Below are 13,695 nucleotides of genomic sequence, written 5' to 3' on the forward strand. Positions count from 1 at the left end.
CGCTAGCGCTCGACGAAGTAGGAGCCGTGACCCTGGCCGTCTGAGAACCAGCGGCTGGTCACGGTCTTCTTCTTCGTGAAGAACTCCACCGCGTCGGGTCCGTGCGCGTGGAGGTCGCCGAGGAACGAGTCCTTCCACCCTGAGAACGGGAAGAAGGCGACTGGCGCCGCTACCCCGATGTTGACGCCGACCATTCCGGCCTCGACTTCATGGCGGTAGCGGCGCACCGCCGCACCCGACTCGGTGAAGATCGACGTGCCGTTGCCAAAACGCGAGGCGTTGACGATCGCGGTCGCGTCGTCCAGCGACTCGGCCTTGACGATCGCCAGGACCGGCCCGAAGACCTCCTCCTTGGCAATGTCCATCTCCGGCGTGACGTCGGTCAGGATCGTCGGGCCGACGAACGCGCCGCCCTCGGCGAGCTCGCCCTCCGGCGCACGGCCGTCGACGACCACCGTCGCGCCGTCCCGCTCGCCGCGGTCGATCCACTCGCGGATCCGGTCGCGCGCCTCGCAAGAGACCACCGGCCCGACCTCCGTGGCGTCGCTCAGCCCGTCGCCCACATGCAGCGCGCGCGTCGCCTCGACCAACGGCCCCAACAACGCCTCGTGCGCGTCGCCGACGGTGACGACGACCGACCCGGCCATGCAGCGCTGGCCCGCCGCGCCGAACGCGCTGGCGATGATCCCGTCGACCGTCTTGCCGACGACCGCGTCGGGCATGACCACCATGTGGTTCTTGGCCCCGCCGAGCGCCTGCACGCGCTTGCCGGCCTTCGCTGCGCCTTCGTAGACGAGCTTGGCGACCGGGGCGGAGCCGACGAACGAGACCGCGTCGATGCCCGGGTGCTCGAGGATGCCTTCAACGATCTCGCGCCCGCCGTTGACGAGGTTGACGACGCCGTCCGGCAAGTTGAGGGAGTCGATCACCTCGAAGGCGATCTGCTGCGTGAGCGGCACCTGCTCGGACGGCTTCAAGATGAAGGTGTTGCCGCAGCCGATCGCGAACGGCAGGAACCAGAACGGGACCATGGCGGGGAAGTTGAACGGCGCGATGGCGGCGCAGACGCCGACCGGCTGGCGGATCGTCTCCGCGTCGATGCCCCGCGAGACGTCTTCGAGGATCCGGCCCTGCATCGTCGTTGGGATCGCACACGCGGCCTCGACCATCTCGATCATGCGCGCGACCTCGGCGCGAGCGTCGCCGATCGTCTTGCCCATCTCGGCGGTGACGCTGCGGGCCAGATCCTCGTGGCGCGCTGACAGGCCCTCGCGCAAGGCGAACAGGCGCCGCGCGCGCTCGATCACGCTGACCGCGCGCCACTCCGGCAGCGCCGCGCGCGCGGCGGCGACGGCGGCATCGAGGTCCGCGCGGCCGCTGAGCGGCACGCGCGCCAGCACCGCGCCGGTCGCGGGGTTGGTGACGTCCAGCGCGTCAGCCGCGGCGGCAGCCGGCGTCCAGGCGCCCCCGACGTAGTTGTCCAGCAGGCGGGTGGCGGTAGCGGACATGGAGCCGACGGTAGCACCGGGCCCCGGTCCTGAAGAGGCCGTGAAGTCGTCCTTGAAGAAGGCGGTGAGAGGCCGTTCAGCGCTTGTCCTTGCGCTGAAGGACGATCACCGTCCGCCACGTCGCGCCCGCTTCGGTCCCCGCGAAGCGCAGCGTGACGCGGCGGGCGCGGAGCTTCGCTGGCGCGACATCGAGCGTCTCGGTCTCCTCCCATCCCGGCTCGTCACCACCGCCGTGCGAGCACTCGGTGCCCAGGTAGGCGTTGGTCAGCGTCGCGCGGACGGCGACGAAGCCGACCAGTGCGTGGCCGGGCCGGCGGGCGTTCGGCGCGACGGTCAGGTCGAACGGCGCGGGCGCGACGATCGGGTAGGTCGTGTCGCCGGTCGCGGCCGTGAACGCGCAGTGGCCGGGGAACGGCGTCGTCACGTCGATCGCGTACGTGCCCTTCACGTTGATGCGGCCGCTGCCGGAGTAGAGGCCGCCCGCCATCCAGTTCATGCGAAAGCGCGACGCGCGGCTGAGCTTCCAGGTGGTCGTGGAGACGCCGTGGTAGCCGTCGGCGCTCGAGCGCTCGATGCGCGACTCGTGGGTGACCTTGACGACCTGGAAGTCGACGGGGCCGGGCGGGGGCGGGGCGATGAGCATGGCGCAGATGCTGCGCGCCGCCCGCGATCCGCGCATCGGGGAGGCCCCGCTTTGCGGCCACGAGTACGGCTAACCGAACCGTTCGGCGGTACCCTCGTTAACAAGATGCTGACCGCGACCGACCGCAGCACCGCGCCCGTCCGGCGCGTCCGGATCCTGACCGCCGGCGGCACGATCGCCATGGTCGGTGAGGGCGATGGCGCCAGGCCCGAGCTGGACGCCGAGGGCCTGGTCGCCTCGGTGCCCGGCCTGCAGGCGTTCCCGGACCTCGAGGCAATCACGGTCCTCAACAAGCCGTCGGCGCACTTGACGCTCGACGATCAGCTGCGGATCTGCCGCGCGGCGCGCGATGCGTCCCGCCGCGGGATCGGCGTCGTCGTCACGCACGGCACCGACGTCCTGGAGGAGACCGCGATGTTGTGCGACGTGTTGCACGACGCGGACGCTCCGATCGTCTTCACCGGCGCGATCCGGCCGGCGTCGGCCGCGGGCGCCGATGGTCCCGCCAACCTGGTCGACGCGGTGAGCGTCGCGGCCTCCGCGCCCGCGGCGGGCATGGGCGTCCTGGTCGTCTTCGGTGGCGAGATCCACCACGCGCGCTGCGCGCGCAAGACGGACACGACCTCGCTGGTGGCGTTCTCCTCGCCGCAGACGGGGCCTTTGGGCCGCGTCACCGAGGGCCACCCGACGATCTGGTCGCGGATCCCGCGCAACCCGCCGCTCGACCCGCCGTCGCTCGAGAAGCGCGTGCACATCATCCCGTCGAGCGCCGGCGACGACGGCACGCTCGCGCGCGCCGCGCTCGGGACCGAGCCCGACGGCATCGTCCTCGGCACGCTCGGCGCGGGGCATCTCGCGCCCGAGGTCCTGGAGGTCTGGGCCGAGGCGGCGTCGGACATCCCGATCGTCGCCTACTGCCGCCCGGAGCGGGGCGTGGTGCTGAACGCGACGTATGGCTACGCGGGGTCGGAGCGGGATTTGCGTGGGACGAAGATCATCCCCGCGGGGTTCTTGTCGCCGCAGGCGATCCGCATGAAGCTGCTGGCGTGTTTGTCGGCTGGGCTTGATGTGGACGAGACGCGCTGGGCGTTTTCGCAGGACGACGGGTAGGCGGGGCGCGGTGCGGTGCGGCTCGGGCGTTTGTGGCGTTCAGCTCGCGGCGTTGGTGGTGGTGCGTTGCGTTGGAGAGGGGCGGCGAAGGAGTGAAGCCGGGTGGGCGTGGCCGGCGCCTTCGGTCGTCCTCGTGCCGTCTCTCGGGCTCGGGGGGAGCGTTCGGGGCCGAAAGGATGGGTCCGGGTCGAGTTGACCGCAACTATGCCGGTCAACTCGACCCGCATCCCGAAACCGGCTCCTTATGGAGCGCCGCCAGGGTCCGGGTCGAATAAGCGTCGTATATCGACCATTAGGCGACCCGGATCGACCCTTCGGCCCCGAACCGCCCTCCCGAGCCCGGCCAGACGCCCGAGGACGACCGAAGGCGGTCGCCACGCCACAGCGCTCTCACTCCCTCGCCGGATCCTCTCCAACCCGGAGCACCACCACTCCGCTCCGAGCCTGAGCGCCATGAACGCGTCGCACCGGCCCGCCACCCCCGGCGCCGCATCTGAATCCGGATTCAGGTTAGGGTCCACACCCATGCGCGCCCTCCAGATCACCGAGCTGACCGGTCCCGACTCCGCCCTCCAGCTCGCCGACGACCTGCCCGAGCCCACCGAGGCGATGCTCACGCCCGGCGCTGGCGTGATCGTCGACGTGCACGTCGCGGGCGTCTCGTTCCCCGAGGTGCTCCAGACGCGCGGCGAGTACCAGTTCAAGCCCGAGCTGCCGTTCGTCCCCGGCTCCGAGGTCGGTGGCGTCGTGCGCAGCGCGCCCGAGGACTCCAACTTCAAGCCCGGCGACCGCGTCGCCGCGTTCTCCATGCTTGGCGCCTTCGCCGAGGTCGCCGCGGCGCCCGAGTACCTGACCTTCAAGTTGCCGCAAGAGCTGGACTTCGCCCAGGGCGCCGCGTTGATCCTCAACTACCACACCGCCTACTTCGCGCTGAAGCTGCGCGGGCGCCTCGAAGCCGACGAATGGGTCCTCGTCCACGGCGCGGCCGGCGGGGTCGGGACCGCGGCGATCCAGGTCGCCAAGGGCCTCGGTGCCAAAGTCATCGGCGTCGTCTCGACCGACGAGAAGGAGGCCGTGGCGCGTGAGGCCGGCGCCGACGCGGTCGTCCGCTCGGACGGCAGCTGGCGTGACGAGGCCAAGGAGATCTCCGGCGGCGGCGTGCACCTCGTGCTCGACCCGGTCGGCGGCGACCGCTTCACCGACTCGCTGCGCTCCCTGCGCGAGGGCGGTCGCCTCGTCGTCGTCGGCTTCACCGGCGGCTCGATCCCTGAGGTCAAGGTCAACCGGCTGCTTCTCAACAACACCGAGGTCATCGGCGCGGGCTGGGGTGCCTACATCCTCTCCAAGCCCCAGGTCAACGTGGAGATCGGCCAGGAGATCGACAAGCTGATCGCCTCCGGCCACGTCCGACCGATCATCGGTGCGCGCTTCCCGCTGACCGCGGCCGCCGACGCGCTGAAGCTGATCGACGGCCGCGGGGCGCTGGGGAAGGTCGTCCTCGACGTGCGCGAGTAGTCCTACACCTCGACCAGGACCGCCTCAGCGGCCTCGGCCTTCTCCTCGGGCGTCGTCGGCGGGGTGGCCTTGCGGCGTGGCAAGAACGCTGCCGGAATGAACGCCAGCAGCAGGACGCCCGCGGCGAACCAGAACGTGTGGCCGAACGCCTCGGCGATCTTCGGCGTGACCTGGTCGCGCGCCTCAGCCGGGATCGACTGCGCCGCGCCGAGGCCCTCCTCGCCGGCGCCCGGCAGGCGCGACGAGAGCTGGTGGGTCAGCACGACCGACAGGAACGCCGTGCCGATCGATCCGCCGACGCGCTGGATGATGTTCAACGCGGTCGTCGCGCGGGCGATTTGCGGACGCGCGAGCGTCTGGTAAGCGGCGCTCATCGCCGGCATCATCGCCGCGCCCATGCCCAACCCCATCAGGAACTGGGAGCCGGCCAGGAACACGAGCGAGGTGTCGGCGCCGACCTGCGTGAACCCGAGCATGCCGAGCAGCAGGAACGCGAGGCCGCCGAGGACGACCTTGCCCGGCCCGATGTCGTCGGTGATCTTGCCGGCAATCGGCATCATCAGCGCCGCGCCGACGCCCTGGGGCGCGAGCAGCAGGCCAGCGTCGAGCGCCGACTTCTCGCGGACCACCTGGTAGTAGAGCGGCACCAGGAACATCGCGCCGAACATCGCCAGTGCGAACGAGCCGGTCGTCAGCGACGACGCGGTCATCGTGCGGTTCTTGAACAACTTGACGTCGATCAGCGGCCACGCGTGGCGCGCGGCGTGGTAGATGAACGTGGCGATCAGGATCGCGCCGGCCACCATCGGCAGCCACGCCTTGGTCGCGCCGAGGCCGCCGGACGACGACGTCTCGGCCAACCCGTACACGAACGCCGCGAGGCCAGGGGAGAGCAGCGCGAGGCCGAGCGTGTCGAGCTTCTGGTGCGCGGCGGGCTCGTCGCGCGGCAGCAGCCGGGCGGCGGCGAAGAGCGCGACCGCGCCGACCGGGATGTTCACGTAGAAGATCCAACGCCAGGACACGTCGTCGACCAGCCAGCCGCCGAGGATCGGCCCGACGATCGGGCCCATCAGCATCGGGACGCCGACGACGCCCATCACGCGGCCCATGCGCTGCGGGCCGGCGGCCTGCGACAGGATCGTCATGCCCGCGGGCATGATCATGCCGCCGCCGAAGCCCTGCAGGACGCGGAACGCGATCAGCGAGCCCGCCGACCACGCGGCGCCGCTGGCGATCGACCCGATCAGGAAGAGGCCGATCGAGATCATGTACAAGCGCTTGGTGCCAAAACGATCGGCGGCCCAGCCGGTGAGCGGGATCACGGTGGCCAAGGCCAACATGTAGCCCGTCGAGACCCACTGGATCGTGGCCAAGTCGGTGTTGAAGTCCTTGGACAGCGTGTTGATCGCGACGTTGACGATCGTCGTGTCCAAGATGGACATGAACGTGCCGAGCACGACCACGGCCGAGACGCTGATCAGCGCCTTGTCGAAGACCTTGTCCTTGGCGGGCGGGGGATCTGCGGAGGTGGAGGTCATGAGGAAGTGCACCCAGGGGAGTCGGGGAGATCGGGGAGGAGAGGGGCCAGAGCGGCGCTGAGGGCGGCGCGCTGGGCGTCGTCGAGGTCTTCGACGACGCGCGCGAGACCCGCGATGCGGGCTTCGGTGATCCGGGCGACGGCGGCGAAGCCGTCCTCGGTGAGCGCGAGGCGCTTGACGCGGCGGTCTTGCTCGTCGTCGCGGCGCGACACGAGCCCGCTGCGGGACATCGCATCCACCGCGCGGCCGGTCGCTGCGGGGGAGAGACCGACGTACTGCGCCAGCTCAGACGGCGTCAGCTCGTGGTCGGAGTGATCGAGGATGTGCAGGATCTTCAACTGCGTCATCGAGAGCTCGAGCTCGCCGACGATCTGGAAGACCTCGGTCTGCGCGGTGCGCATGGCGCCCATCAGGAAGCGCGTGATCTGCGCCGCCAGCTCCTCGGAAGACACGGTCGTCCGTTGCATCGGCGCAAATAGTAACGCGCACGCAAACTTCGCGTCAACGCGGGTCTTTGCGCGGACGCGAGGAACGAGTTGCGATGGCTGGTTTGCGTACCTATGCTCAGTGGGCGATGGCACGCGCGCGGACCCGCACCCGTGACGAGCTCTTCCCCGCCGACCGCGGCCTGATGGCGCGGATGGTGTTGGTGTCGGTGCTGACGCCGCTGATCGTCGTCGGGACGCTCGGCACGCTCGCCCTGGTTCTGCCGACGAAGTTCGCGCTCGGCCTCGTGGGCGTTGGGGCGCTGGGGATCGTGCACGTCGTCCGGGACGCCCGCAGGCGGTCGGACGAGGCGCTGCTCGGTCCGGGCGAGGAGCCCGAGCTGGTCGAGATCGTCGAGCGACTCTGCCTGCTCGCGGACCTGCCGGTGCCGGAGATCGCCGTCCACGCCGAGCCGCAGGCCAACAGCTGGATCGTCGACCCGATCGGTCGGCCGCCGCGGCTGCACGTCACGCGCGGGCTGCTGGCCCTCCTCGACGCGGCCGAGCTGGAGGCCGTCGTCGCGCACGAGCTCGCGCACGTCGCCAACCGCGACGCGACCGTGATGACCGTGGTGGCGACGCCCGTCGCGGTGCTGATGCGCGGCGCGACGTCCAACGGGGCGGGCTACTGGTTCCCGATCATGGTCGGGAGGCTGCTCAGCGGCGCGATCGCGTTCACCGCCGGGTTCGGCAGCACGGCTCTGTCGCGCTACCGCGAGCTGACCGCCGACGCCGGCGCCGTGGCGCTGACCGGCCGCCCGGCCGCGCTGGCCTCGGCGCTGCGCAAGGTCTCCGGGACGGTCCCGCCGGTGCCGACCTACGACCTGCGCCTTGCCGCGGGGCAGGACGCGCTGCACCTCGTCGCGACCGAGACGCCGGGCGGACTGCTGAAGCTCCACGGGCCCACGCACCCGAAGGTCGAGCGCCGGATCGCCGCGCTGGAGCGCATGGAGCACGCGTTGGCGCACGGGCGCCGCGTCGTCGCCTAGCGCTGTCGTAGGCTGCCGCGCCATGCCCACCCTGGATCGCGACGGCGACGTCTACCTGCTCAACCTCGGCGACGACGAGAACCGCTTCAACCCGGAGTGGGTCGGCGCAGTGAGCGCGCTGCTGGACGAGGTCGCGGCGGCCGAGGGCCCGCGGGCGCTGGTGACGACCGCGACGGGCAAGATCTGGTCCAACGGCCTCGACCTGGAGTGGATGGGCCAGAACGCGGGCGCGATCCCGGAGTTCGTGCCGACCGTGCACGGGCTGTTCGGCCAGATGCTGGCGCTGCCGGTCCCGGCGGTGGCGGCAATTCAAGGACATTGCTTTGCCGCGGGCGGGATGCTCGCGGTCGCTCATGACTTCCGGGTGATGCGCGCCGACCGCGGGTTCTTCTGCCTGCCGGAGGTCGACATCAACATCCCGTTCACGCCGGCGATGGCCGCGCTGATCCAGGCGCGGCTGTCGAAGGCGACCGCGCACGAGGCGATGACGACCGGGCGCCGCTACGGCGGGACCGACGCCTTGGCGGCCGGGATCGTGGACGACGCGGTGGGCGAGGAGGAGGTCGTGGCGCGCGCCGTCGAGCGAGCGGCGGCGCTGGCGGGCAAGGCCGGCCCGACGCTCGGCGCGATCAAGGAAGGGATGTACGGGCCGGCGCTCGCGCTGCTGCGCGACACGACGCCGATCGCCCTTGGCTGACGCGCTCGACCTGCTGCGGGCGTCGCTGCGCGAGCGGCTGGTGGAGCTGCGCGGCGGCGACGCCTTGCCACCCGCGTTGCTTGACCTCAGCGTCCAGCGCTTCACGGTCGGTCAGACCGCGCCGCAGGACGTGTACCTGGTCGCACCGCGCGACTGGGAGCAGCTGCGCCATGAGGAGGGCGGCGCGGGGCGGCCGGTGCCCTACTGGGCGCGGCCGTGGCCGAGCGGCCTGGCGCTGGCGGGCGCGCTCGCCGACGCGCCAGTGCCTGCCGGCGCGCGGGTCCTGGAACTGGGCTGCGGCCTGGGCGCGCCGAGCGTCGTCGCAGCCCGGGCAGGCGCGGACGTCCTCGCGACCGACGGCGCCGCCGACGCGGTCGCCTTCGCCGCCCATGCGCTGGCGCTCAACGAGGTCACCGCCGAGGTCGCACAAGTCGACTGGGCCCAGCACGGCGAAGCCCTCGTCGCCCGCGGCCCCTTCGACGTGGTCTTGGCCGCCGATGTCCTCTACCTCCAGGCCAACGTCGAGATCGCCCTGCGGCTGTGGCCGCGCCTACTCGCGCCCGATGGCGTGCTGCGCGTCGCCGACCCGCACCGCGCGGGCACCCGCGACTTCCTCGCCGCGGCGCGCAGCATGTTCTCGATCGAGACCGAGCGCCGTGAAGACGATGGCGTGGCGCTGCACGTGCTGCGGAGGATCGAGTGATGGTGGTTGGGGTGCTGCTCGCGGCGGGCGCGGGGGAGCGGTTCGGTGACGGGCCGAAGGTGCGGGCGAGCGTCGGCGGACGCGAGCTGTGGGAGTGGCCGCTGAAGGCGCTGCGCGGAGGTGGGGTGGACGCGCTGGTGGTGGTGACCGGCGCGGTGTCGCTGGACCTTCCCGATGACGTCCACGCCGCGCCGTGTGCGGACTGGCGCGAAGGGTTGTCGGCGTCGCTGCGCGCGGGTGTGGCAGCCGCTGTGTCGATGGGTGCGGAGGCCGTTGTCATCGTCCTTGCCGACCAGCCGTTGCTCGATGCGCGCGCGGTCGCTCGTGTTCTCGCGGCTCGTGGAGACGGGGCGGAGGCGGTGCGCGCGACCTACGAGGGCGTTCCGAACCACCCGACGTTGTTGGAGGTCTCGCTCTTCGGAGCGGTCGCGGCGCTGCGGGGCGACGAGGGTGCGCGGTCACTGCTTGGCGGTGCGCGGCTCGTCCCCTGCGACGGCCTCGGCGCGCCGGACGACGTCGACACGCCGGAGGACCTAGCGCGGGTGGATCGGGTCCGTCGTCTCGCGCAGGGGTGAGCCGGGGCGTTTGTTGCGGGCGGCGATGATCTCGGCGAGGACGGAGAGGGCCGTCTCGTCAGGCGTGCGGGCGCCGATGTCCAGGCCGCAGGGGGAGTGAAGGTGGGCGAGCTGCTCCGGCGTGGCGCCGGCCGCGAGGAGGCGGGTGCGGCGGTCGGCGTCGGTGCGGCGGGAGCCGAGGGCGCCGATGAAGCCGGCGTCGCTCGCCAGCCCGGCGAGGAGCGCGGGCTCGTCGTGCTTGGGGTCGTGCGAGAACACCAACAAGGTGTCGCTCTCCCGCAACCCCGCGGCGGCGACGAAGGGGCCTGGTGGCGACACCTCGACGTCGGCGGCGCGCGCGAAGCGGTCGGCGCGGGCGAAGGCGGGGCGGGCGTCGCAGATCGTCACGTCCCAACCGAGGGCGCGAGCCAGCGGCGCCAGCGCGGCGGAGAAGTCGGTCGCGCCGACGACGACCAGACGTGGGCGCGGCGCGCGGACGGCGACGAAGACGCGGGTCGCGGTGCCGAGCGTCTCGCCATCGGCACCGTAGCGGCGCATCGCGGTCTTCGTGGCCCCGCGCAGGTCGCGGACGATGTTGGGGTGCAACTCGGCGCCGACGACCGTGCCGTCGGGGAGCGCGGTGACGCGCGCGCCGGCGTCGGGTCCGTCGACGACGGTGGCCATCGAGGCGATCGGCGCAGCGAGGAACGCGAGCGTAGACGCCGGATCGACCAGCGCGTGGATGAGGACCTCGACGGTCCCGCCGCACGTCAGCCCCGCCTCGCCTGCGAGGTCATCGGAGATGCCATACCTCCGCAGGCGTGGGCGGCGGTCGGGCGACGCGAGCAAGGCCATGGCCTCTTGGGCGACGGCGCTCTCCACGCAGCCACCGCTGACCGAGCCCTCGATCGCGCCGTCGATGTCCACCAACATGGTCGCGCCCGCCATCAGCGGCGACGATCCGTCGACGGCGACCAGGAGCGCCTCGGCGACCACGCGGCCCTCCCTCAACCAGGCGCGGGCGATGTCGTCGTGAAGGGCGGCAACACCGATCATGGCCGGATCACGCGCCCGATCGGCTCACCGACGAGCGCGCCGTCGACGAACACCGTCTGCCCGCGCAGGATCGTCCGGACGACACGCCCGTGGAACGTCCGGTCGGCGAAGGGCGAGAGCTTGTGGCGGTCGAGGAGGTCGTCCACGGTCACGGTCCAGTCGGCGCGAGGGTCGAGCAGGACGATGTCGGCATCGGCGCCGATCGTCAACGTGCCCTTGGACGGCGTCAGCCCGAAGCGCGCCGCCGGCCAGGCGGCGGTGAGCAGGGCCAGCCGCTCGAGCGACAACCCGCGGGCCACGACACCCTCCGAGTACATCGACGACAACAACGTCTGCGCCCCCGGGATCCCGCCCCAAGCGGCGAACGCGTCGCCGCCGGTCTCCTTCAGCGCCGCAGGCGAGGGCGAGTGGTCGGTGGCGATCAGGTCGACGTCACCGGCCAGCACGCGCGCCCACAGCTCCTCGACCACGCCGCGCGGCCGCAGCGGCGGCGCGCACTTGGCGGCGGTTCCGATTGCCACTGCATCGTCGGCGTCGAAGACGAGGTAGTGCGGGCAGGTCTCGCACGACACGTTGACGCCCCGCGCCCGCGCGGCCGCCACCAGCGCCACGCCACGCCCGGTCGACACGTGCACGACGTGCAGCGCGCACCCGGTCTCCTCGGCGAAGAGGATCGCGCGCGCGATCGCCTCCAGCTCGGCGACGACGGGGCGCGACGCCAGGTAGTCGGCCATCGCGGTGCGGCCCTCGGCGACGGCGCGAGCGGCGAGCGTGCTGGTGATCGCGTCGCTTTCGGCGTGCACCGCGACCGGCAGGCCGAGCGCCGCCGCGCGCGCCATCCCCTCCAACAACGTCACGTCGTCCGCGGCCTCGAACTCCTCCACACCGCTCGCCGACATGAAGGCCTTGAAGCCCACGACACCACAGGCGGCCAACTCGTCGAGACGATCGAGCGGGCCAGGTGTCAGACCGCCCCACAGCGCGACGTCCACGCGCGCCACGCCCCGTGCCGCCTCCGCCTTCGCCGCGAACGACGCCGCGTCGAGCGTCGGCGGGATCGCGTTGAGCGGCATGTCGATCGCGGTCGTCGTCCCACCCGCGGCCAGTGCCGTCGTTCCGGTCGCAAAGCCTTCCCAGTCGGCACGCCCCGGATCGTTGAGGTGGACGTGCGCGTCGACCGCGCCCGGCAACACCACCAACTCGCGCGCGTCGACCTCCTCGCGCGCGCTGCCCTCCAACTCGGAGCCCACCGCCGCGATCACGCCGTCGGCGACCGCGACGTCCCAGGCAGACGACCGCACGATCAGGTCATACATCTCGCTTCATCTCCGCCGCCCAGTCGGTGACGAACGCGTGCAGCACGTCCAGCGCCTCTTGCGCGTCCTCCGGCGTGACCGACTCGCCCGGGTGATGCGAGAGCCCGCCGCGGCAGCGCACGAACAACATCGCGATGGGGCACAGCGCGGAGATCGCGACGCCGTCGTGGCCGGCGCCGGAGGCGAGCGACGGCGCCTCGGGAGCGACCCGCGCTAGGCGCGAGGTGAGCGCGGCGTCCATGGCGACCGCAGGGTTGTCGAGCCGGACATCCCACTCCACGTCGAGCCCGCGTGTGGCGGCGATCTCTAGTGCCCGCTCGCGCAACGTCGCCACCGCGCCCGCCCGCACCGCGTCGTCCGCGTGCCGCACGTCCAGGAACGCCGTCGCGTGCCCTGGCACCACGTTCGGCGCCCCCGGCTTGACCTCCAACTTCCCGACCGTCGCCAGCAGCCCATCTGTCTCCCGCGCCAGCGCCTCGCACGCCAACACCAGCTCCGCCACCGCCGGCGCGCAGTCGCGCCGCAGCGCCATCGGCACCGTCCCCGCGTGACCCGCCAGCCCGGCGAAGCGGACCTCCGCGCGCGTCGCGCCCGCGATCCCGCTCACGACGCCCAGCGGCGCGTCGCGCTCCTCGAGCACCGGCCCCTGCTCCATGTGGACCTCGACGTACCCGAGTAGCCGCTCGCCGCGCCGTGACGCCCCGCCCGCCAGCACGCTGGCCGGATCTCCACCGAAGCCGCGCAACGCGTCGCGCACCGAGATGCCCTCGTCGTCCACCACCTCCAACAACGACGGATCGAACGTCCCGGCCACCGCCCGCGACCCCAGATACGCCGTCCCGAACCGGAGCCCCTCCTCGTCGGCGAACCCGAGCACGTCCAGGGCGAACGGCAGCGCCAGGCCCTCCGCGCGCAGGCGATCCACCAAGGCAATGGCCACCACAACGCCCAACGGCCCGTCGAACGCGCCAGCGTCGCGCACCGTGTCCAGGTGCGACCCCATCAACAACGTTCCGGCCAGCACCGACGTCCCCGGCCGCCGGCCCACCAGGTTCCCCGCCACGTCCAAACGCGCGGTCATTCCGGCCTCGCGCATCCAGGACCCGACGAGCGCGTTGGCCCGCGTCATCGCCGGCGTGGCGTAGCGGCGCGTCAGCCGCCCGCTCTCCTCGGAGACGCCCGCCAGCGCGCGGCACCGCGCGACGATCTCCTCGCCTCCCATGGTCACGGTCAGGAGCCGCGGTACGTCGAGTACGACCACGGCGTCACCAGCAGCGGCACGTGGTATTTGGCCTCCGCGTCGGCCACCCGGAACCGCACCGGGACGACGTCCAGGAACGACGTGTCGCCGAAGTACGCGCCCACCGCGAAGCGCAGCTCGTACTCGCCGATGACCAAGGCATCGGAATCCACGAGCGGCGCATCGCAGCGGCCATCCTCGTTCGTGGTCTGCGCGGAGACCAGCCGATCGTCCCGCCAAAGCTCAACAGCGACGCCCGCGGCCGGGCGACCGCGCGCGACGTCGAGCACGTGGGTGGTCAGCACGCAGGTCATTCAACCACCAACGCCCGTCGTCGCGCG

The 13,695-nt window shown here is 72.2% G+C and carries 14 protein-coding genes; 6 read left to right on the top strand and 8 right to left on the bottom strand.

Features of this window, described 5'->3' with window-relative positions:
- Positions 1–2 precede the first annotated feature (2 nt).
- Positions 3–1,508, bottom strand: coding sequence for a CoA-acylating methylmalonate-semialdehyde dehydrogenase (locus ACT01A_RS26615; RefSeq protein WP_445150137.1), 1,506 nt, complete (start codon positions 1,506–1,508; stop codon positions 3–5).
- 76 nt (positions 1,509–1,584) lie between these two features.
- The gene (locus ACT01A_RS26620) at positions 1,585–2,151 is read right to left on the bottom strand and encodes a hypothetical protein (protein ID WP_445150138.1); all 567 of its coding nucleotides are present in this window, start codon (positions 2,149–2,151) and stop codon (positions 1,585–1,587) included.
- Positions 2,152–2,256: 105 nt separating this feature from the next.
- On the opposite strand from ACT01A_RS26620, the gene ACT01A_RS26625 reads away from it, so the two are divergent.
- Both ACT01A_RS26625 and ACT01A_RS26630 read left to right on the top strand, forming a co-directional pair.
- The gene (locus ACT01A_RS26625) at positions 2,257–3,261 is read left to right on the top strand and encodes an asparaginase (protein WP_445150139.1); all 1,005 of its coding nucleotides are present in this window, start codon (positions 2,257–2,259) and stop codon (positions 3,259–3,261) included.
- Between the two features lie 525 nt (positions 3,262–3,786).
- Positions 3,787–4,776 carry an NADPH:quinone oxidoreductase family protein gene (locus ACT01A_RS26630; protein WP_445150140.1) on the top strand — a complete coding sequence of 330 codons (990 nt, stop codon included), beginning with the start codon at positions 3,787–3,789 and terminating at the stop codon, positions 4,774–4,776.
- 2 nt (positions 4,777–4,778) lie between these two features.
- Here the strand turns inward: ACT01A_RS26630 and ACT01A_RS26635 are convergent, their stop codons facing one another.
- Complete coding sequence (locus tag ACT01A_RS26635) at positions 4,779–6,314, bottom strand: DHA2 family efflux MFS transporter permease subunit (protein ID WP_445150141.1); 1,536 nt, start codon at positions 6,312–6,314, stop codon at positions 4,779–4,781.
- Positions 6,311–6,781, bottom strand: a complete 471-nt coding sequence (locus tag ACT01A_RS26640) for a MarR family transcriptional regulator (protein ID WP_445150142.1) — start codon at positions 6,779–6,781, stop codon at positions 6,311–6,313. Before ACT01A_RS26640 ends, ACT01A_RS26635 begins: the two co-directional genes overlap by 4 nt.
- 107 nt (positions 6,782–6,888) lie before the next feature.
- Between ACT01A_RS26640 and ACT01A_RS26645 the strand changes: the two genes are divergently transcribed.
- The 4 genes from ACT01A_RS26645 to ACT01A_RS26660 are packed head-to-tail and all read left to right on the top strand — an operon-like array spanning position 6,889 to position 9,763.
- On the top strand, positions 6,889–7,788 hold the full coding sequence (locus ACT01A_RS26645) for a M48 family metalloprotease (RefSeq protein WP_445150143.1): 900 nt from the start codon (positions 6,889–6,891) through the stop codon (positions 7,786–7,788).
- Between the two features lie 22 nt (positions 7,789–7,810).
- A complete protein-coding gene (locus ACT01A_RS26650) occupies positions 7,811–8,485 on the top strand; it encodes an enoyl-CoA hydratase-related protein (RefSeq protein WP_445150144.1) in 675 nt (224 codons plus the stop codon).
- Positions 8,478–9,188: a class I SAM-dependent methyltransferase gene (locus ACT01A_RS26655; RefSeq protein ID WP_445150145.1), complete on the top strand. Its 711-nt coding sequence runs from the start codon at positions 8,478–8,480 to the stop codon at positions 9,186–9,188. The genes ACT01A_RS26650 and ACT01A_RS26655 overlap by 8 nt, the downstream gene beginning before the upstream one ends.
- Positions 9,188–9,763, top strand: coding sequence for a nucleotidyltransferase family protein (locus ACT01A_RS26660; protein ID WP_445150146.1), 576 nt, complete (start codon positions 9,188–9,190; stop codon positions 9,761–9,763). The genes ACT01A_RS26655 and ACT01A_RS26660 overlap by 1 nt, the downstream gene beginning before the upstream one ends.
- Here ACT01A_RS26660 and ACT01A_RS26665 read toward each other — a convergent pair.
- From ACT01A_RS26665 to uraH, 4 genes are read right to left on the bottom strand one after another with little or no spacing between them, the layout of a single operon-like run.
- Positions 9,722–10,798 carry an XdhC family protein gene (locus ACT01A_RS26665; protein WP_445150147.1) on the bottom strand — a complete coding sequence of 359 codons (1,077 nt, stop codon included), beginning with the start codon at positions 10,796–10,798 and terminating at the stop codon, positions 9,722–9,724. The genes ACT01A_RS26660 and ACT01A_RS26665 overlap by 42 nt on opposite strands.
- Positions 10,795–12,114, bottom strand: a complete 1,320-nt coding sequence (allB, locus tag ACT01A_RS26670) for an allantoinase AllB (protein WP_445150148.1) — start codon at positions 12,112–12,114, stop codon at positions 10,795–10,797. The genes ACT01A_RS26665 and allB overlap by 4 nt, the downstream gene beginning before the upstream one ends.
- On the bottom strand, positions 12,107–13,336 hold the full coding sequence (locus tag ACT01A_RS26675; protein ID WP_445152872.1) for an allantoate amidohydrolase: 1,230 nt from the start codon (positions 13,334–13,336) through the stop codon (positions 12,107–12,109). Before ACT01A_RS26675 ends, allB begins: the two co-directional genes overlap by 8 nt.
- Before the next feature lie 8 nt (positions 13,337–13,344).
- A complete protein-coding gene (uraH, locus tag ACT01A_RS26680; RefSeq protein WP_445150149.1) occupies positions 13,345–13,668 on the bottom strand; it encodes a hydroxyisourate hydrolase in 324 nt (107 codons plus the stop codon).
- Between the last annotated feature and the right edge of the window lie 27 nt (positions 13,669–13,695).

This window comes from Baekduia sp. Peel2402 (genome assembly GCF_052567285.1).